This window comes from Streptomyces cinerochromogenes, from assembly GCF_014648635.1.
GTDB lineage: Bacteria > Actinomycetota > Actinomycetes > Streptomycetales > Streptomycetaceae > Streptomyces > Streptomyces cinerochromogenes.
Map to the genome: position 1 here is coordinate 86404 of NZ_BMRM01000019.1, position 20980 is coordinate 107383.

10 protein-coding genes and 1 pseudogene are annotated in these 20980 nt (G+C 68.1%); 2 read left to right on the top strand and 9 right to left on the bottom strand.

The annotated features are described in order from the left end of the window. Positions 1–76: 76 nt before the first annotated feature. The 8 genes from IEZ20_RS31030 to IEZ20_RS31065 form a co-directional block, all read right to left on the bottom strand. Positions 77–1387 (bottom strand): ricin-type beta-trefoil lectin domain protein, encoded by a 1311-nt coding sequence (locus IEZ20_RS31030; RefSeq protein WP_189304805.1) that lies wholly within the window; start codon positions 1385–1387, stop codon positions 77–79. Between the two features lie 63 nt (positions 1388–1450). Beyond that, on the bottom strand, positions 1451–3433 hold the full coding sequence (locus IEZ20_RS31035) for an alpha-L-fucosidase (RefSeq protein ID WP_189304807.1): 1983 nt from the start codon (positions 3431–3433) through the stop codon (positions 1451–1453). A 42-nt stretch (positions 3434–3475) separates the two neighbouring features. Continuing rightward, entirely contained in the window at positions 3476–5884 is a 2409-nt protein-coding gene (locus tag IEZ20_RS31040; protein WP_229896352.1) for an RICIN domain-containing protein, read from the bottom strand. 48 nt (positions 5885–5932) lie between these two features. After that, the gene (locus IEZ20_RS31045) at positions 5933–7762 is read right to left on the bottom strand and encodes an RICIN domain-containing protein (RefSeq protein WP_189304809.1); all 1830 of its coding nucleotides are present in this window, start codon (positions 7760–7762) and stop codon (positions 5933–5935) included. Positions 7763–7775: 13 nt separating this feature from the next. Further along, positions 7776–9206 (bottom strand): arabinofuranosidase catalytic domain-containing protein, encoded by a 1431-nt coding sequence (locus IEZ20_RS31050; RefSeq protein WP_189304811.1) that lies wholly within the window; start codon positions 9204–9206, stop codon positions 7776–7778. A 32-nt stretch (positions 9207–9238) separates the two neighbouring features. Beyond that, entirely contained in the window at positions 9239–10873 is a 1635-nt protein-coding gene (locus IEZ20_RS31055; RefSeq protein ID WP_189304813.1) for a glycoside hydrolase family 27 protein, read from the bottom strand. A gap of 86 nt (positions 10874–10959) precedes the next feature. Next, on the bottom strand, positions 10960–12366 hold the full coding sequence (locus tag IEZ20_RS31060; RefSeq protein WP_229896365.1) for a lectin: 1407 nt from the start codon (positions 12364–12366) through the stop codon (positions 10960–10962). 210 nt (positions 12367–12576) lie between these two features. Beyond that, the gene (locus IEZ20_RS31065; protein WP_229896353.1) at positions 12577–14172 is read right to left on the bottom strand and encodes an arabinofuranosidase catalytic domain-containing protein; all 1596 of its coding nucleotides are present in this window, start codon (positions 14170–14172) and stop codon (positions 12577–12579) included. Positions 14173–15218: 1046 nt separating this feature from the next. On the opposite strand from IEZ20_RS31065, the gene IEZ20_RS31070 reads away from it, so the two are divergent. Next, positions 15219–16262: a LacI family DNA-binding transcriptional regulator gene (locus IEZ20_RS31070; RefSeq protein ID WP_189304818.1), complete on the top strand. Its 1044-nt coding sequence runs from the start codon at positions 15219–15221 to the stop codon at positions 16260–16262. Between the two features lie 47 nt (positions 16263–16309). Here IEZ20_RS31070 and IEZ20_RS40890 read toward each other — a convergent pair. Continuing rightward, positions 16310–16651 (bottom strand): annotated as a pseudogene (locus IEZ20_RS40890) (DUF7224 domain-containing protein); the annotation flags it as partial. A gap of 698 nt (positions 16652–17349) precedes the next feature. On the opposite strand from IEZ20_RS40890, the gene IEZ20_RS31075 reads away from it, so the two are divergent. Continuing rightward, positions 17350–20727 (top strand): type ISP restriction/modification enzyme, encoded by a 3378-nt coding sequence (locus IEZ20_RS31075; RefSeq protein ID WP_189304820.1) that lies wholly within the window; start codon positions 17350–17352, stop codon positions 20725–20727. The last annotated feature ends 253 nt before the right edge of the window (positions 20728–20980 follow it).

A 20980-nucleotide genomic window follows, 5' to 3' on the forward strand; every position in this document is an offset into this window, starting at 1 on the left:
CGGGCCCCCGGTCATCATCCTTTCCCAGGAGCCGCACATCGACCTGGCCACCACTGGCTGTGAACCAGAAACGGACTTAACGCCCACTCAGAGCCCACTGCTGGTTCGATGCGCCCGAGCAACTCCACAGTTGGATCTTCGTTCCGTTGGCGGTGCTCACGTCGCCGGCCTCAAGACACAACCCCGACTGCACTCCTGTGATCGTGCCGTTGGCGTTGACGTTCCACTGCTGGTTCGTCTGCCCGTTGCAGTCCCAGATGATCGCGGCAGTGCCATTGCCGGTCCCCCGCCCGGAGGCGTCCAGGCACTTGCTGCCGTAGATCATGAGTTGCTTGGAGGCGGTGTAGGTCCACCGCTGGTTGGTGCCGCCGTGGCAGTCCCACAGCTGCGCCTGGGTCCCGTTGGCCGTGGTGGAGTTGGGGATGTCGATGCAGCGGCCCGACTGCCCGCCGACGATCTGCCGGCCGGTGGGCGGGGGCGGGGTGGTCGAGTCGAACTGGGTGAAGAACTTCCACACCTCTCCCGATGTCCAGGTCTGCCAGCCGCTGCCGCCGCTGTCGATGGGGCCGGGGTCGTGCCCCCCGTCGAACGCGGCCCATACGAGGGGATGCCCGGACGAGCACCCCGAGTAGGCCGTGATGATGTGCGTGTGGCTGCCGGACGACGGCTCGGGCGGGTTCTGGGGGGTGCAGCCGTTGTTCCGTACGAACGTGTCGCGCAGCGCCCGTCCCGACGAGATGGGCAGGACGTTGTCATTGATGCCGTGGAGCCCCATGTACGCGATGGGCTGGGTGCCGCCGCTGCAGCCGCTGAGGTTCGCGCCGGAGTAGACCGCGACCGCGCGGAAGACCGTCGCCCGGGAACAGGCCAGGGCGTACGTCATCGCCCCGCCGTAGCTGAAGCCGCCGGCGAACAGCTGCGCCGTGTCGACGCACAGGCCCGCCTCGATCTGCCGGACCATGTCGTCGACGAAGGTCACGTCCTGGCCGCCGGAATTGGCCCAGCCGTTGTTGATGCCCTGGGGCGCCACGAAGATCGTGCCGTTGTTCGCACTGTCCGCCAGCCGCCTGAGGCCGTAATAGGACCAGTTGTATCCGTCGGTTCCGCCCGAATCGACATCGTTGGCGGTGCCGCCCACCCAGTGGAATCCGAAGACCAGCCGGTAGGCGCGGGTACTGTCGTAGTTCGCCGGGACCCTGAGGATGTAGCTGCGGCTCTGGCCGCTGCTCGAGATCGTGTGCGTGCCACTGTTGAGCGCCGGAGCCTTGCCGCATCCGTCACTGGCGGCGGCACTGACACTGGTGGGCGACGTGCCTGCGTCGGGACCGCGGCCCAGCGCCGTACCGGCACCGGACATGACGAGAAGTGCCACGGCCACAAGGGGCATGAAGAGGTACCTCTTCTTCTTCACTGCTTCTCCTTCTCCTTCTCCGTCGAGGGCGCAGGCGGCTCAGACGCCGGCGATGGTCCACGCGTTGTTGGTGCTGGAATTCGGCGTCCACATCACCGTCGTCGAGCCGGACGTGGTGCTTCCCGCGCCGTCGAGGGCGGTGCCGGTGCCGCGGTTGACGATCTGGTAGCGGTTGTTGCCGAGACTCTTGAGCGACCACTGCTGGTTGTTGCCGCCGTTCCACGCGCTCTGCCGGGCGGGAGCGCCGTTGGCGGCGTCGCCCCAGCTGTCTGCGGCCATGCCATTGGTGCGGTTCATGATCCGGTAGTAGCCGTTGCCGAGGTCGATCAGCTGCCACTGCAGGTTGCTGCTCCCGTCGTAGGTCCACTGCTTGAGGTTGGAGCCGGAGGCGACGTTGCCCCCGCTGTCGAGTGCCAGCCCGCTGGCCACATTGGTGATCTCGGCCCAGCTGGTGGGAACGCCCGCGCCGTTCAGGGCGGGGATCTGGCCGGAGAAGGTGAGCTTGATCGTGTACGCCAGGGCGGGGAACGGCGCGCCCGACGAGGGCATGGCCAGGTGCAGGCCGGAGGTGTCCTGGGTCGGTGCGGGCAGGCTGATGTATTTGCCTGCGGTGTTGTCCAGCAGTTGTGCGCCGGTCAGGCTGCTGAGGTTGATCCGGTTCGAGCTCAGCGTGGCGATGGTCATGGTGCCGCCCTGCCAGCCCAGCGCGGTGGCGTACAGGACCTTGTTGTCCTGGCTGCGGGTGAACCGGATGTCCTTCGCCGTGCCGGCCACCGGGCCGCTGAACGAGCCTCCGCCCATCTGGGTGGGGCCCTCGCCGTAGCTGGTCCAGGAGCGGGTGCCGTAGATCGCTTCTCCGAAGCGGCCGAGCCAGTCACCCATGGCGAGCAGGATCGACTGCTGCCCGGAGGGGATGGTGCCGTCGGCCATCGGGGCGATGTTCAGCAGCATGCTGCCGCCCTTGCTGACGCGGTCGATCAGCGCGTGCAGCAGGGCCTGCGTCGAGTAGTAGCCGATGCCCACCGTGTAGCACCAGCTGGAGGAGGAGATGCTGTCGTCGGTCAGCCAGTACGGGGTGAGCAGCCCGGCCGGGCCGCCGCGCTCGAAGTCGAAGACCTCGCCCTTGTCGTTGAAGCCGTCCTTGTAGGTCGCGGCCACGTCCTTGTTCCAGGCGACCGCCTGGTTGTAGTAGTGCGCGAGGAACTGGAGCCGGTAGGACTCCTGCACCTGACCCAGGTTGAAGTCCTGCCAGACCAGGTCCGGCTGGTAGCCGTCGACGACCTCGATCAGCTTCTGGTACCAGAGCTGGTTCTCCGCGGCCGCACCCTGCCGGCCGTAGAGGATGCGCAGCGTCGGGTCGGACTGGTACGGCACGTGGTCGTAGTAGCCGGTGAAGTGGTACGCGTGGTGTAGCGCGGCCATGAACTTCAGCCCCTGGCCGCGGATGGCCTTCGCGTGCAGCCCGACGAGGTCGAGCTTCGGGCCGCGCTGGACGGAGTTCCACGGGTTGGCGTGGCTGTCCCACATGGAGAAGCCGTCGTGGTGTTCGGCGACCGGGCCGGCGAACTTCGCGCCCGCGGACTTGAACAGCCGCGCCCAGGCGTCCGGGTCCCACTTGCCGCCCTGGGAGGCGAGCTTGGGGGCGAACTGGACGAAGTTCCCGGCCTTGTCGCGGGCGCCGTCGATGAAGTTGTGGTACGGCCAGGCCGACGGGTCGCCGTAGGTGGCGATGTGGTGCTTGTTCTCGTTCGAGCCGCCGACGTACATGTTGCGCGGATACCACTCGTTCCCGTACGCGGGGACGCTGAAGACGCCCCAGTGGTAGTAGATGCCGAACTTGGCGTCCTGGAACCAGGCCGGGGCCGGGGGGTGCTGGTCCACCGAGGACCAGCTCGCGGTGTAGCTCTGCGGGCCGTCGGTGGCGGCGGCCTCGGGGGCGAAGCGCAGCAGGCCGAAGGCCGTGGCCGCGCCCGCCGCCGCGATCAGCCGACGCCGGCTGATCGGAAGGGATGAGGAAGTCATGCGGGGCCTCTCTGCGTGAGTGGCGCGGGTGGATTCAGGAGGTCAGCCGTGCGTCCACTTCTGATTGCTGCCGCCGTTGCAGGTCCACAGCTGCAGCAAGGTGCCGTTCGCCGTTCCGCCGCCGGTGGCGTCCAAGCACAGGCCGGACTGGACTCCGGTGATCGTGCCGTTGTCGTGGATCGTCCACTTCTGGTTGGCGCCGCCGCCGCAGGACCAGATGTCCACCTTGGTGCCGGGGCTGGTGCCCTGGCCCGAGGCGTCCAGGCAGGAGCTGCCGTAGACCCGCAGCTCGTCTGCCGCGGTCTTCGTCCACTGCTGGTTGCTGCCGCCGTTGCAGTCCCACAGCTCCACCTGGGTGCCGTTCGTCTGCGACTGGTTCGGCACGTCCACGCACCGGCCGGAACCGGTCCCGGTGATCGGGGCCGTTATGCCGCCGGATCCGCCGGACCCGGGGGTGAGGGACAGGTTGTCGAACTGCGCCGTCTCGGTCTGGCTGGTCGCGTAGCCGACCTGGCCGCCGGCATAGGTGTTGTCGTTCACGGAACCGACCTTCGTATCGTCGATGACGGCGGTGATGCTGCTGCCGGAGAAGGTCAGGCCCAAGGTGTGCCACCGGTTGGTGCCCAGGGCCGCGGTCGTGCCCTGGGCCAGGGTGGTGACGTTGCCGTTGGTGTTCGAGCGCTGGATCGACCACGCGCCGGTGTCGCTCACCCGCAGGTGGTAGGCGTTCAGCTGACCGGTGCTGCTGTAGTCCTGCGCGTTCGCGCGTCCGATCAGCTCGGCGTATCCGGACTGTTCGAGCAGCACGTCGGAGGAGACGGTGTAGTTGCTCCAGCCCACGTCGCCGAGCAGGGCGTGCGGATCGGACAGCACGTCCCAGGTGATCGGCTTCTGCGGGCTCATCTGGCGTACGCATTTGCCGGAGCGGCCGCCGCCGCAGCCGGCCACCTCGAAGGCGCCCTGCCAGTCCATGAGGTACTTGGCCTCGGTACCGGTGGCGTAGCTGTCGAAGGAGTCGCTGTACGGCAGGCCGAACGTGCCCCGGGCGGGACCGGTGGCGGTGCCCTTGCCCTGTCCGGTCGTGGTGGTGAGGGTGTACACGCGGCCGGGCTGCACGGTCAGGCTGAAGGCGCCGCCGGACGGGGTGATGTCCGTGGCGTGCACGAAGTGGTCGGACGTGTTGTTGGACCGGACGTCGGTCGACCAGACGTGGACGGTCTCGGTCGAAGCCAGCCCTCCGGCGACGTTGAAGTTGAGGGTCTGGGCACCGCCGGCGTCCATCGTCTCGATGACCGTGGAGTAGTCGGAGTTGTTCGTGGACTTCAGGGATACGTAGCTGCCGTTGTTCCGGTTGCCGCCGATATAGCCGCTGGAGTCGTCGAGGTAGTGCCACCCCGGGGCGGTGAACTGGCTCGTCTGCGCCATCACCCAGGCGTTCTTGCCGATCGCGTAGTAGCCGGACCACGGCTCCGGTGCCAGGGCGAGCCCCATGGTGGGGTAGGGCAGGTTGGGCGTGAGCGCGGCGACCACAGGCCAGTTGAGATACGCGGTCATCCGGCCGTCGATGTATCCGCGGTTGATGCCGCGGGCCACGGCCGTCGCGCCCGCGTTGTAGTCGTCCGACCCGTTCTCGCTCGCCCACAGCTGCTTGCCGGACGAGGTGGCGGCCGACGGCACCGAGCAGTTGGTCTGTGCGGAACGGTAGCCGCAGGGGTAGTGCGTGCCGATGATGTCCACCGACGCGCGGAACGCGGCGTTGGCGTTGATGTCGTCGGCCACCGCCCAGTCCGAGTCGGCTGCGACGATCTTGACGTTGCCGTAGCCGTTGGAGTTGAGCGTGCTGCGCAGTTGCTGGTACCAGGAGACGTTGTAGCCGCGCTCGTTCCACCCGCCGAGGTAGTCGATGGCCAGCCCATGCTTTTTGGCGCAGCCGAGCCACGAGACCAGATAGTTGATCATGTCGGTGGACCAGAAGTTGCCGTTGCCGATCCAGCCGGGTGCGCCCCAGGCGAGTCCGTACAGCTTGATGTCCGGATTGCGCGCCTTGGCCTGCTCCATCAGCCACCACTCGTAGCCCCGGTTGCAGTTCAGGTCGGACCGGGTGTGCTGGTGGCTCGGCTCGGCCCCCGAGGTGGAGTTGGTGTCGCCGCCGACCTCGGCTTTGAGGATCTGCAGGGAGGCGCCGTAGCCGGGCTTGAACAGGTAGTCCAGGACCTGGCCGCGCTGGGGCTCGGGATAGTCGATCAGGAGTCTGCTGTTGCCGCCCCCGCCGCTGATCGCGCCGACACCGTCAAAGGTGCGGCCGCCCGACGCGCCGTTGATGGTGATCGAGGTGGCGGCCTGGGCCGACGTGGCGGTCGTGCCCACGATGCCGCCGACGGCCAGGACGAGGCCCGTGACCATGGCCGTCGGCACGCGCAGGCGCCGGAGTAACCGGCGGAATGCTGACACGATGGATTCCTTTCGCAGGTCAGAGGTGCCCCGTGGCCGGTGCGGTGGTCAGCGGAGGATGAAGTTCTGGTTGGTGCCGGGTGCGTTCTTGCACGGCCACTGGTCGAGTTGCTGGCCCGCAGTGCTGGAGGCGCCGTAGACGTCCAGGCACAGGCCGCTGTTCTTGTTCTGGAACTCGTAGGAGCCGTCGGACTGCCGTACGGGCAGCCAGAGGCCGCTTGCCGCCGTGCCGGTGGCCTGCTGGACGATGTCCGGGGTGCCCGCCGTCGTGGAGCCGCCGGCCACCGCCACGTCGAGGCCCGAGTTCTGGGCCCGCAGTTCGCCGTAGCCGCCCGAGGCCGGCACGAACTGGAACTGCTGGTTGCTCTGCCCATTGCAGGTCCACTGGTCGATCGCGGCGCCCGCGCTGCCGGAGTTGCCGTGTACGTCCAGGCACAGGTTGTTGTCGGCGACCACGAGCTGTTGGTATCCGCTCGGGAAGCCGGCGCCGGACGTGGCGGGTGTCAGATAGACCGCGAACGCGTCGTGCGAGGCCTGGAACGACAGCGGCACCGTGATCGAGCCGCCCGAGGTGCTGACGTTCTGGTCGTACACGGTCTGCGGCGCGGTGAGCGGCGCCTGGTCCGGGATGCGGTGCACGGTGACGTGCACGCTGCCGGCGTCCGCCAGCCAGGGCACGGACGCCAGCCCGTTGAAGGCCACGGACGCGGAGCCGGTGTAGCCGTTCGCGTCGCCGATCACCGCCACGGCGCGCTTGTTGACGGAGTCCTGGGAGGCCGAGACCGCGGTGGAGCCGACCTGGCCGGAGGTCTCCACGAGGGTGCCGGTCATGTCGGCGTAGTCCCGCAGCGCCCACCAGTTGCCGGTCGGCTGCCAGCTTCCCCCGCTCTGGGTCAGGACCCCGGTCAGGTTCGGGGTCATGCAGCACACCCAGTTGCCGCGCATCGCGTTGGTGTACCCGGACTGCGCGAACCGCGCCAGGTACCACGCCGTCACCCCGGCGGTCTGCCGGTCGGCCGGCTGGTACTCGTTCGAGGACAGCGGCAGCGGACCGATGCCCGCCGCGTTCAGGCTGCTGTTGAGGGACTGCGAGACGGTGACCGGGTCGTCGACATCGCCCTCATTGTGGTTGGCGATCACGTCCGGCACCGTCCCGGCCGCCTTCACGTGCGCGAGCCAGGTCTGCCATTGGCCCGGACTACGCTGCGGGGTGAAGGCGAAGGACGGCCCCACGATCTTCGCCGAGGGTGCGAGGCGCCGGATCTCGCGGTACGCGGTGTCCCACATCTGGAAGTACTGGGCGCTGTTCACGCCCCGGGTCCAGAAGTAGGAGATGTCCGGCTCGTTCCAGATGTCGTACGCGAACGTCAGCCCCGAAGCCTGCAGCGCTCCCACCGTGGAGTCGATGAAATTGATCCAGTTGGAGCAGTCGCCGTTGTCGCACGGGTACCTGGTGTTCGACGGCTGGCCGCCGTTGGCGCCGTAGATGTCGCTGACCAGCACCTGGTACTGCGCGTGATAGGGCGCCTGGGTGAGCCGTTTTCCCTGCGCGGTGATCGAGTCGAGGTCTGCCCGGGTGGCGGAGCCGTTCTGGTAGTTGTCCTTGATCCAGCCGCCGGAGAACCAGCCGCCGCCGCGGAACGCGTTGATCCCCAGCGGCTTGAGGAACTGGTCCGCCGGCTGGCTGCCGTCCGCCGTGAACCCGTAGAGGAACCCCTCGCCGACGCCGGTCGACGGGCCCCGATTCGACGCCAGGTTCACGCTCAGCGCCTCGCCCGCGGCGGCCCGGCTCTCGGCCGTCGCGAGCAGCTGCAGCACGAACGCCAGGACGATGCCGATCGCGAGTACCAGACGGCCGTGCCGTGCTCTCGTCCTCATGCGATCCTCCGGGTCAGCTCATCGACCATTGCTGGTTGGATCCGCCGTTGCAGGTCCAGAGGTCGACCAGGGCCCCGTTGGCGGTGGAAGCGCCGGTGACGTCCAGGCAGAGGCCGGACTGGGCGCTGGTGATGGTGCCGTTGGTGTTGACGTTCCACTGCTGGTTGTTCTGGCCGTTGCAGGTCCAGGTGATGACCTTGGTGCCGGGGCTGGTGCCCCGGTTGTAGGCGTCCAGGCACAGCCGGCTGCCGCCGCTGTAGACGGTCAGCTGGTTGGCGGACGTACGGGTCCAGGTCTGGTTGGCGCCGCCGCCACAGGTCCAGATCTGCGGCTGGGTACCGCTCGTGGTGGACGAGTTCGGCACGTCCAGGCACTTGCCCGCACCCACCGCGTGCACCGCACCGGTCGTGCCGCTGCTGCCTCCGCCCCCGTAGCCGGCCGCGGTGATGGCGGCTTGGACGGCGTTCTCGGTGGCGTCGGAGGGATAGCCCGACGTCATCGCGCCTTCGAAGAACTCGCCGACGCCCGAGACGCTGTTGTCTCCCCCCGTCCCGAGCAGGACCGAGCTGTCGACCTTCATCGGTGAGTAGCCGTTCGGCAAGGGGCCGGAGAAGGTGGTGGTCAGGCCGCCGCTGGTGGCGTTGCCGTATTTCAGGGCGAAGTTGCTGGTGCCGTTGTTCTTCTCCCACGCGCTGACGAAGGGGTAGTGCACGCCGCTGTTGCCGGGGTCTTTGTTGGAGCCGGTGTTGGTGTGGAACATGCCGTTCTCCAGGTCGGCCTCGACCCACGGGCCGCTGCCGGTGCAGCCGCCGAACCAGCAGGCATTGCCCCAGTAGACGGCGTTCATGGTGGCGTTGCCGGTGTCGGTGTGGGTGTTCTCGCCGAGGCCGTAGTCGAAGCAGCACCACTGGTTCGTGTAGTTCGACGACGTCACCATGTAGATGCCGCCGGGCTGGGAACCGGTGGGGACCCCGCTCGCGTGGTCGTGGCGGTAGCCGACACCTTGGGTGACCTTGACCCCGAAGACCTGGTGGCCGCCGGCGGTCACGGGCAGGGCCATGGCGTCCGCCCCGATGTCGGAGCCGTTGGGTCCTGGCCCCTTCCAGTAGCCGCCCCAGGAGATCGGCAGGTCGTTGTGCTGGGCGGTCTGGTCGTAGATCTTCGTGATCGTGCACGACGTGCCCGAGCAGAACGACACCTGGGACGCGGCGTCCGCGTAGCCGCCGGGACTGAGCACCCCGATGTCGCGGTAGCTGCGATCGGAGGCCCGCTGGATCTGGTACAGCGGCCCGTCGTACGACGCGAAGAGCGCCCTGGTCGTGGCGTGCGCCGTCACACACGGCGTACCGCCCGCGGCATAGATGTCGCACGGAAGCGAAGCGTCGGCCGCGAGCGCCGGTGTGCTGAACGCGGCCACGATCATCGCCAGGGCAACCATGATCATGGCTGCGCATCGTGGGGGGAGCGCGGGGGGCCTCATGCCAGCGTCCACTTCTGGTTGCTGCCGCCGTTGCAGGTCCACAGCTCGGCGAGGGTCCCGTCGGCGGTGGCCGCTCCCGTGACGTCCAGGCACAGGCCGGACTGGACGCCGGTGATCGTGCCGTTCGAATTCAGCGTCCACTGCTGGTTCCGTTGACCGTTGCAGGGCCAGGTCACCACCTTCGTTCCGGGCGCGGTCTGGTTGTTGTACGCGTCCAGGCACATCTGGCTGCTGCCGGAGTAGACGGTGAGCTGGCTGGACGTGGAGTGCGTCCATCGCTGGTTGGTGCTGCCGGTGCAGCTCCAGATCTGCACCTGGGTGCCGGCGACCGTGCTCGAGTTCGGCACGTCCAGGCACTTGTCCGCGCCCACCGCGCGCAGCTCGCCCGTCACGTCGGTGCCGCCGCCGCTGGTGCCGCCCGCGACCCGGTACATCACCGTCCCGTGCGCCGGCACCGAGGCGCTGATCGTGCCCGAGGTGGTCGAGGTCGCTCCCGACCACAGGTCGGTCAGGGCGTAACTGGACGCCCCGGTCTTGCCGATCGCCGCCGCCGTGGTGGAGATGGTCGCGGTCGAGCCCGTCTCGTTGAACAGCACCACCGACACGTCCCCGCCCGCCAGCGGCTTGGCCAGCACGTCCAGGCCGCCCGCGGACGACACCAGGGTGCCCTGCTTCCCCAAGGGGTCCTGGTCGACCGCGATCACCCGGGAGTTGGTCAGCGTGGCCAGGGTGTCCGCACTGGCCTGGGGGATGTTGGTGCCGGCGATCAGCGGCGCGGCCATCTCCGCCCACAGGCTGAACTCGCTGCGGCTCTCGGTGGCCGTCAGCGAGCCGTTGCCGACCTCCAGCATGTCCGGGTCGTTCCAGTGGCCGGGGCCGGCGTAGGAGGCGAGTCCCACATTGCTGTGGAAGATCGACAGCATGCTGGCGAAGTTCGCGCTGATGTCCCCGGTGGTACGCCAGCTGTTGCCCACGTTCGCGCCCCAGGTCCACACGTTGTCCTGGCCCCAGTTGCACAGGCTGTAGAGGATCGGCCGGCCGGTGGCCGCCAGGGCGTCCCGCATCGCGGTGTACCGGGACTGCGCGGACACCCCGTTGTTGTTGCAGTTGTCGTACTTCAAGTAATCCACGCCCCAGGACGCGAACGTCTGCGCGTCCGTGGTCTCGTGCCCCAGACTGCCCGGATACCCGGCGCAGGTCGCGGTGCCCGCGTCCTCGTAGATCCCCAGCTTCAGCCCCAGCGAGTGCACATAGTCCGCGGTGCCCTTGATGCCGTCGGGGAACTTGACCGGATCCGGCACCAGGCGGCCGGCGGAATCGCGGCTGTGGGTCATCCAGCAGTCGTCGATGTTGACGTACTCGTAGCCCGCCGCCTGCATGCCGTTCGTATGCATCGCCTGCGCGGTGGACTTGATCAGCGACTCGGAGACGTTGCAGCCGTACGCGTTCCAGTCGTTGAAGCCCATGGGCGGGGTCCGCGCAAGCCCGTTGTCCAGCGCGGCGGCGGGCTGCGCGGTGCCGGCCGAGACGACGGAGGCCGCCGCGATGAGCAGCGCGACCGAGGTGAGCGCCACCGCCCTGCGCAGGAGCGGTCGCGGGAGCAGGGACAGAAGTCGTCTAATAATGACCATGTCAATGACTCTCCTGGGCGGGTCTCTCGTGGCCGTGGGTCGGGTGTGCTGGAGGAGACCGGCCTCCTCCAGCACGGAGGCGAACCTCAGCGGTAGCCGGCCGCGGTGACGTTGGCCTGCACCGCGTTGTCCGTCACGTCGGAGGGGTAGCCGGCGACGATGGCCCCCTCGTAGAAGGTGCCGGCGCTCAGGTTGGCGCCGCCGCCGGGCTTGCAGCAGTCACCGCCGCTTCCCAGGACGATGGCACCCTGTTTCTTCATCGGGCTGTATCCGTTCGGCAGGCCGCCGTCCCACAAGGTGGTCAGGCTGCCGGACTGCGCGTTGGCGCCCTTGAGGGCGAATCTGGACGTCCCGTTGTTCTTCAGCATCGCGGTGACGAATGTGCCGCTGAACGCCCGCTGGTTGGGGTTCCAGGACTGGTTGCCTCCGGAGTACAGGCCCCATTCGAGATCGGCCTGCACCCAAGGGCCGCTGCCCGAACAGCCGCCGAACCAGCACTGGGTGCTGAAGTTGATCGCGTCCATCGCCCCGGCGGCGTCGGCGCTCCTCGTCGTCTCGCTGTTGCCGTAGTCGAAGCAGCAGCCGCCGTTGACGTGGGTGCCGCTGGTCACCATGTACGCCCCTTCGGGCGCGCTGCCGGTCGGCACGCCCGTCAGGTGACCGTCCCGCCAGTAGCTGTTCCCGGGATTGATGTAGAGCGAGTACGCCTTGGTGCCCCCGGCGGTCAGCGACTCGGAGGTCGCCTTGGCGGGGCTGCTCTGGCTCGATCCCGGGACCTGGGCCGAACCCTGGTACCACAGGTCGTTTCCGTGTCCGGACTGGTCGTAGACGACCGTGATCACACACGAGGTGCCCGCGCAGAACGCGTCCTGCGCCGCCGCGTCGGCGAAGCCGCCGGCCGCAAGCACACCAATGTTTCTGGTCGCGTTGTCCGAGGAGCGCCTGACCTGGTAAAGGTTGCCGTTGTACGAGCCCAGGAGGGCCCGCACCGTGCTGTGCGCGGCCACGCACGGCGTACCGCCCGCCGCGTAGATGTCGCACGGGCCCGATCCGTCGGGCGGCGCAGTCGACGGCGTGCTCCACTTCTGGTTGCTCTGGCCGTTGCAGGTCCACAGGATGACCGCGGTGCCGTTGGCCGTACCCGCCCCGTTGACGTCCAGGCACAGGCCGGACCGGACGCCGGTGATGGAGCCGTCGGCGTTCTGCCGCCACTGCTGGTTCTGCTGCCCGTTGCAGGACCAGATGATCACCGCGGTTCCCGGAGCGGTCCGGTCGCCGTAGGCGTCCACGCACCGGGTGCCGCCCATCGTCCTCAGCTCACCCGCCGACGTGAACTCGAACGCCTGGTTCGCCTGACCGTTGCAGTCCCAGACGTCCAGCGCCGTGCCGGCCGTGTCGACACCGCCCTTGACATCGAGGCACCGCCCCGACGCCGCACTCACCAGGGGCGCCGGCGCCGATGCCGACCGCGCCGGCGCGATCGACAGCAGCATGGCCAGCAGCGCCGTCACACAGACGGCGGCGGCCGTCGTCAAGCGGGAGCTCCGGAACGAAACCGATGAAGGCTGCATGGTGTTCCTCGGGTACGTGGAGGGCGAGGGTCTGGGAGCACTCCGACTTTGCGAAACACGCTCTCCTTCGGGTGGCATCGGGGCCGTGTGGCGCCCCGGTGGCGAAGCCACCAGGGGCCGGAGCGGGTCAGGTCAGCTGAGGTTCCACTGCTGGTTGGAGCCGCCGTTGCAGGTCCAGAGTTCGGCCAGGGCGCCGTTGGCGGTGGAGGCGCCGGTGACATCGAGGCAGAGTCCGGACTGGGTGCCGGTGATCGTGCCGTTGGAGTTCAGCTGCCACTGCTGGTTGGCGCCGCCGTTGCATGGCCAGGTCTCCACCTTGGTGCCGGCGGAGGTCTGGTTGTTGTACGCGTCCAGGCACATCTGACTGCTGCCGCTGTAGACGGTCAGCTGGTTGGAGGACGTGCGGGTCCAGGTCTGGTTGGCGGTGCCGCTGCAGTCCCAGATCTGCGGCTGTGTGCCGGCCGTGGTGGACGAGTTCGGCACGTCGAGGCACTTGCCCGCGCCCACCGCGTGCAGCGCGCCGGTGCTCGTCCCGCCGGACGCATTGCTGTATCCGGCCGCGGTGATGTTGGCCTGAACCGCGTTCTCGGTGGCGTCCGACGGGTAGCCGGAGGTCATCACGCCCTCGTAGAAGGTGCCTTGGGCGCCCTTGCTGTTGTCGCCACCGATGCCCAGGATGATGGCGCCCTGCTTCCGCATCGGGTTGTAGCCCGCGACGTTGGGACGTGGTCCGTCGTAGAAGGTGGACAGGCCGCCGGACTGCGCGTTGCCCCCACGGATCGCCCAGTGGTTCGGGCCACCCTTGATGATGGCGGTCGTATACCGGTGGTTGATGGTCGGGTCGCCCGCGTTGTAGTGCTGGTTCACTCCGGAGAACAGGCCGTTCTCCAGGTCGGCCATGATCCAGGGGCCGTTGCCCGCACCATAGCCCCAGACCTTGATGTTGCCGAAGTAGATGGCCTCCATGGTGCCGTTGCCGTCGTCGTTGTTGGACGTCTCGGCGTTGCCGTAGTCGAAGCAGCAGCCGCCGTTGTAGTGCGTGCCGTCGAAGATCGCATACATGCCTTCGGGGTTGTCCCCGGTCGCGATGCCGTTTGTGTGGTTGTTGCGGTACCCCGTGCCGGGCGCCACGAAGAGGCCGTAGGCCTTGTGACCGCCCACCGTGGTGGGCGCGGCGGTCGCGTTCGCGAGGTTGTCGGGACCGCCGGCGGCACCGCCGCCGGGCGCCTGGGTGAGATGGTTGCCGCGGCCGGACTGGTCGTAGAGGATCGTGATCAGGCAGGTCGTCCCCGCGCAGAACGAGTCCTGGGCGGCGGCGTCGGCGTACCCGCCCGCACTCAGAACGCCGACATCCCGGGTGGTGTTGTCCGAGGCACGCCGGACCTGGTAGAGCGGCCCGGTGTATGAGGCGTACAACGCCCGCGTCGTACTGTGCGCCGCCACACAGGGCGTACCGCCCGCCGCGTAGAGATCACACGGCCCGGACGTGGCGGCCCGGGCCGTCTCTGCCGTGGCCGTGGCACCGGCCAGCGCGCCGACGACGAGCACGGCCGCGGCCCCCGCCCGGACGAACGTTCTCGGCAGGGAGCGGTGGGAGCGCTCCCATTGTTGTACAGGTGCCTGATCCGGCACATTTTCCGGCCTGCCGCGGCGCCGTAGCGCGGCGAGCAGCCGTTGGACGCCACCGCGCCCGGACAGCAGGTGGCGTCTCGTACGTGTGGTTCCCATCCGATCTCCCTACTGTGCCGGCGTAACCCAGTCCGGGTTTTGTAGGTGGCGCTGACATATGCGGATGCGCTGTCACATGCCGTTCGTGCAGTGAGATTGCAGAGAGGTTTCGGGGGGAGACGGTGCTCCCGATTCCGCAGGGCTGTCAAGGGTGCGGAGCCTTCTTCCTCGGCTCTTGTCGCGGAATCGATTCGATGGCCGATTCCTGCGGATCGGCCATCGACCGGCGCGCTTGAGCACGTTCGGCGAGGCGGCGGGCAAGTGTGGTGCGCCCCCCGCCGGCGCGGCGCGGCGGATCGCGTGGGTTCGCCCGACGGCCGGGCCCGGATCACCCGGGCGACCCACCATCACGTCACTGAGCGGGGATGCAGCCACCGAACCCCGGGTGGTGAGAGGCCGGTGCGATGGCACGGGCCGAAGCGGCGGGCCTCGGCCCGTGCGTCGGAGCCGCCCTGGTCTTGTGGCACGCCATTGACCCCACCCTCCGCTGGTCGTAGCCTCCCGTCGAAGCGCTTGCATGGAATCGATTCGCTACGTATTCGCTGTCTGCCCTCCCGCAACGCGTGAGACGCGGAACGCGTGTCTGTGCCCGGCAGCCCGACGCAGTTCCCCACGTACTCATGGCACTCGGGCATTCTTCGGCCGCCGCCCTGGCCCACGGCGCGCGGGCCATCTGCCTGGCACCAGGGCGCTCGTCCGGCACCACCCATGACGAGTCCCTCGGGGGTGGCTGCGCCGCCGTATGCACGGCCCGCCGCCGCGGACTCATCACCCTTGCGCCGCACGTCCACAGCGAAGTGGCGCCGAAGCCGAGGAAGACGCGATGAGACGAGACCCGGCCGCTTGGCCACGGCCGCCATGACTCCATCGACAACGGCGATCATGCTGACGGCACCGACACGAGGCGAGGCGGGCACCTCGCCGGCAGCTGGATCGGCGACGGGCTCCGCGACGGCTCCGCCCCTCCCCGCCACTCCATGCCCCGCCGGCGAGCCGATTCGCGCGAGGTATTCTGCCGGCTGGCCGGCAGGTTCTTGGGGAGTCGCATGAACATAGGGGAGATCGCCCGGCGCGCCGGCGTGTCACGTAGCACTGTGTCGTATGCGCTCAGCGGCAAGCGACACGTCGCGCCCAGCACCCGCAGACGGATCCAAGACGTCATCGACGAATTGGGATATCGCCCCAACGCGGCGGCGAGGGCTCTCAAGGAGGGCCGGACCCGGACGCTCGGTCTCGTGATCCCACCGGCCGGCAACCGGCTCACGCACATGCAGCTGGACTTCGTCGCCAGCGTGGTCGACGCCGCCGCCCGGGTGGACCTGGACGTACTGCTGTCCTCCTCCGGCGGGGATCACGACCGTTCCTTCGAGCGCCTGGTCTCGGAGTACCGGGTGGACGGCGTGATCCTGATGGAGATCCGCCTGGAGGACCCTCGCGTGGGCCGCCTGCAGAAGGCCGGGCTGCCCTTCGTCGGTATCGGGCACACAGCCGGCGACCAGCAGATGTCCTGGATCGACATCGATTACGCCGGCTTGATCCAGCACTGCGTGCGGCACCTCGCCGATCTGGGGCACCGCCGGGTGGCTCTGGTCACCCGTTCCCCGGAACTCATCGCGGCCGGCTACGGCCCCGCCCGCAGGGCCAGGGAGGGCTTCGAGACCGCTCTGACCGAACGCGGTCTCGACGGCATCGAAGTGTCGTGCGGGGACGATGCCCGCTCCGGCAAGGAATGCGTCGAGGCGCTCCTGCGCAGCCATCCGGACCTCACCGCGGTCACCACCATCAACGAGGCCGCCCTGCCCGGCATCCAGCGTGCGCTGGCGGACACAGGCCTCGAAGTGCCGTACGACTTCTCCATCACCGGAGTGGCGGCCAGGACATGGGCCGAGGACTTCCATCCGCCGCTCACGGCGGCGGACGTACCGGCCCAGGAGATGGGCGAGAAGGCCGTTTCCCTGCTGGTGGAACGTATCGCCTCGCCGGACACTCCGCCTCGGCACATCCTGTTGACGCCCCCGATCTCACTGCGCTCCAGCACAGCCGCGGCACCCACCGCCCGGCCGTCGCGAGTCGATCGCGCGGCGCACTGACGCTCTGAGCTTGTCTTTTGACCTCCGTGCGCTTGGGTGTGCAGGCGCGCCTCTGCAACGGCGGTGGCCCATGCAAGTTCTGGAGCGGACGGGCCTCCGCACGGCTGCCTTCCATGCTGGGCCGCGGTCCCCTCGACGGCCGAAACTGCCATGATATCGGCGGCCGTGTGGTATTCGGCTTGCTGGTGAACGGGAGGAAGTGACCAGTGCAGCCGCCATACGCCCGGTGCGGGCTTCGCTGACGGTGACAGGATCTCCATACGCTTCGGCTGTGTGACGCCGGTGGCGGCCAGCGCACTGAGCGGGCCTTGGGTACTGTGGCGGATCTGCGGAATGCAGGAACGGTACTCCGGTGGAACGCAGATCTGCGGGGCGGTACCGGCACACACGGGATGAACGGCACGGACCGTTTCCGGGTTGCCGTAGCCCCATCCGCTGACTGCGGCGTATCCGGCGTCGGCTGCGGTTGACGGGCACGAGGCGTACCGCGATCGATCCGATGTGTGGGCCCGGGACTGGCAGGTAGTGAAACCTACAAGCCCTAGCTAGTCGATCCGCCGAATTGCTCCCGCCCCCACATGACCGACCGTGCCACGAGGATCGCGCACCTCTCTTACGGACGAGTGGGCAAGGTGCGATCGCAAATCCGCGCGCCCCCGAAAGCGTCACAGGCACACAGACGCATGAGGCGCCAACCGCATCGTGCGTGTCGGCGCAGCTGGTCTCGTGACGAAGCTGCACCGGAACGCTCCGGTGCAGCTTCGTCTCAGACCCGGGCACGCACCCATCATGGACTGACGTGGACGCCCATTGACGGTCTCTACAACCTGTGCCAGGTCGTGCCCGGTGAGGGACCCAGGATCAGAACGGGTGCGTCTTCTCGCCCGTCGAATCGGTATTGCAGACGCTCCGCGCATTGAGGTACGCCCGGGACGCACTCCCGGCTCACGCTCCGACCGGCCCTCGAACGCGTGGCTTTGGCGGCTTGTCACCAATCAACCCACATCCACTGGTGTTTGCTGCTTGAGATGTCATGGGCATTCTGTATGGGTCTGATCGTCGGCGTGGGTGCAACCTTGGGGGGCCGATGGCAAGAGGGGACGTCTGGGCGGGAAAGGGCACGACCGGATCGGTAGCGGACCTCGTCGCCCGGTTCGGCGAGGAGGTCAGGGCCAAGCTGCAAGGTCCCGCAGGGGCGGTCAGCAGCAAGGAGGACAGTCTGACCGCGCCGGTGGAGCATCTGCTGCGCGGCATGGCCTCGCGGCAACGCCTGAAGCTCATCGTCCACGGTCAGAGTCGCATCAAGGAACTCGGGATCCGGCCCGACTTCGCCATCGCCTGCGGCGGCAGGACCATAGGGCACGTCGAGCTGAAGCAGCCGGGCTCGGGGGCCGATCCGCAGAAGTGGTCGGTGAAGAGCCACGACCGCAAGCAGTGGGAGAAGATCAAGGCACTCCACAATGTGCTGTACACCGACGGATACCAGTGGGCGGTCTACCGTTTCGGCGTACAGGTCGGCCCGACCGGGATCCTGGTCGGAGACCTTGATTCCGGTAGTCGGCAACTCGTCGTCGCGGACACCGGGTTCGAGCGTGCCCTCACGCACTTCTTCCTGCCGGCGCCCATCGTCCACGACAGCATCAACGAACTGGTCAAGCGCATCGCGGGAATCTGCGCCCTGCTGCGTGACGAGGTCACCGAGCGTCTCACCCGTGAAGAGCACGGGGAGGCTGACGCCGCGTTCTCGATCCTGGCCGACAACTGGAAGGACCTGCTCTTTCCCGATGCTCGCCCGGAGGAGTTCGCGGACCAATACAGTCAGACGCTGACGTTCGCCATGCTGCTGGCTCGCCTTGAGCGCATTGATCTGGGCAGGCTCACGCTTCCCGAGGTCGCGATCCGACTGGGCAAGCGGCATTCCTTGATGGGCAAGGCGCTGGCGGTGCTGACGGACGACGCCCTCGACGATCTGCGGGGCATCATCGACCCGCTGATCGACGTCTTGTCGGCCGTCGACCCCGAGATGTTCAAGGACGAGACCGGAGACGCCTACCTCCACCTGTACGAGGGCTTTCTGGGCGCCTACGACCCGGAACTGCGACGGCGGACGGGTACGTATTACACGGCTGGCGAGGTCGTCCGATTCATGGTCAGCTTCACCGACGAGGTGCTGCGTGACCGGCTCGGCCAGGAGGACGGCTACGGAAGCGAGGACGTCACCGTCGTCGATCCGGCCATGGGCACCGGGACCTTCCTCATCAACATCATCGACCACGTCGCCAAGTCCCTGTCACTGAAGTACGGCAGCACGCTCAAGGCCGGGCTTCTCCGGGAGCTCTCGGGCCGACTGGTCGGGCTGGAGAAACAGACCGGGCCGTACGCCGTCGCCGAACTCCGTGTGCACCACGCCTTCCGGTCCCACGACGCCGACATCACGCGCCGCCCGCCGAGGCTTCTGGTGGCCGACACACTCGACGATCCCGCCGTCGAACACCACCTGGGCTTCATGTACGAGGCGATCGCCCGCCACCGCCGAATGGCGAACAAGATCAAGGCGGACGAGAAGGTCATGGTGGTCATCGGCAATCCGCCCTACCTGCGGGGTGCGAGACAGTCGGGCGTCGGACGCTGGATCACCGAGGGCAACCCGAACGGCCAGGGCCCGATCCTCGCCCGCTTCCACCCAGAGGACAACGGACGCGTCGGATACGCCCTCGACAACCTCTACGTCTACTTCTGGGCGTGGTCCACCTGGAAGGTATTCGACCAATTGACTGCCTCGGGAGCGCCGAAGGCCCCCAGCGGGATCGTCGCCCTCATCACCAACTCCGGATACCTGGACAGCGAGGGATCGGCCGGCATGCGCCACTACCTGCGCGAGGCCGCCGACGAGGGCTGGGTCATCGGTCTCTCTCCCGAGGGCGCCTACTCCGACACGCGCACCCGTGTCTTCCAGGATGTGAAGCGGGAGATCTGCATCGCCGTCTTCGTCCGTCACGGCGCCCCGGACGCGGGCACACCGGCGCGGATCTGGCGACTTGACGTCCCCGCGGGCACACGCGAGGAGAAATTCAACTGGCTGGAAGGGCTTGGCCTCGACGGTCATCGCGACGGGACCTCCTGGCAACTATGCCCCACACGGTGGACCGCGCCTTTTCATGTCCCGTCCGATTCCGAGTGGCCGGCAATGCCACCGGTGGACGCCCTGCTGCCCTGGACGAGCTCCGGCAACAAGAACAACCGCAGCTGGCCCGTCTCACCCAGCCGGGAGGTCCTGGAGAGCCGGTGGCGCAGGCTCGTCCAAGCCCCAGCGGAGGACAAGGCCGCACTGCTGAAAACCACCAGGGACCGCCGTCCGGACAAGCGGGAACCGCCACTGCCCGGGCAGCAGGAAAGGGAAAGCCTTGCCGTGGAGAAGGAGACGTTGCCGGTCACTGTTCCCTACGGCCGGATGACCTTCGACAGGCAGTACATCATCGCGGACAGGCGAGTGATCGACTTTCCGCGACCGGCCTTGTGGTTCGCCCACAACGCCCAGCGTCAGATCTACCTGTCCGAACTCCACACGGAATCAGGCCGTCCGGGGCCGGCGGTGAGTTTCACGGCCCTGCTGCCCGACATGCACCACTTCAAAGGCACCGAAGGCGGCCGCGTCGCCCCGCTGTACCGCCACCCTCACCAGGCTGAACCAAACGTCACCCCTGGCCTGCTGCGTCTTCTCAGCAAGACGCTCGGCGTGACGGTCACCGCCGAGGACCTCTTCGCGTACATCGCGGGAACAGCCGGCCACAGCGGCTACACCCGCCGCTTCGCCGCGAATCTCGCCGAACGCGGTGTCCGTATCCCTATAACACGCGACCCGGCTCTATGGGCGGAGCTCGTGGAAGTGGGCAGGCGCACCGTGTGGATCCACACGTACGGCCAGCGCTTCGCCTCCCACCACGACAGTTCACCTGGCTCGTCCCCTAGGCTTCCCCCGGAGGAACAACCGGAATGCGTCGTCGTGATCGGAGAGGACGACGGGTTGCCTGCGGACATCTCTTACGACGCGTCCACGCGAACCCTCACGGTGGGCACGGGCTGCATACGTCCGGTGGCGCCGGAAGTCTGGGACTACCGGATCGGCGGGGTGCAGGTGATCCGCAAGTGGTTCAGCTTCCGCAAGCGCAAGCCGGACGTGGAACGACAGACTCCGTTGAACGACATCCTGCCCGCGACCTGGCCTGCACGGTGGACCGTTGACCTGCTTGACCTCATCAACGCGCTCGGGCTCCTCGTAGCCCTCGAACCCCGACAGGCCCGGCTGCTGGACGCAGTGACCAGCGGCCCGCTCATCAGCACCGACGACCTACGGGGCGAGGGCATACTGCCTGTACCTGCCTACGCAACCAAGGAACCGAAACCGCCGCGGACGTCTCGACGCGCCCCCGGTCCTGGTCAGGAGAGCCTCGACTTCTCGGACTGACACCCGTCCGGCCTGAGTGCCTGACGCCCGCGACATCAACTACGTGCACGACGACGCCCCGCCGCAGCAGGCCAGCGGGGCCTCGCCGTATCACTCGCCTCTCACACAGCCATCACCAACTGGGCGGACCCTCTGGACCAGTGTCCCCATGGCCTCGGCGGCGAGCTTGTCGATGTCGCCGGACTCCCCCTTGCCGCCATCTCCGTCTGGTCGGCGAGGGGATCCGAGGGAAACGGTTCAGGAGGTCAGGTCC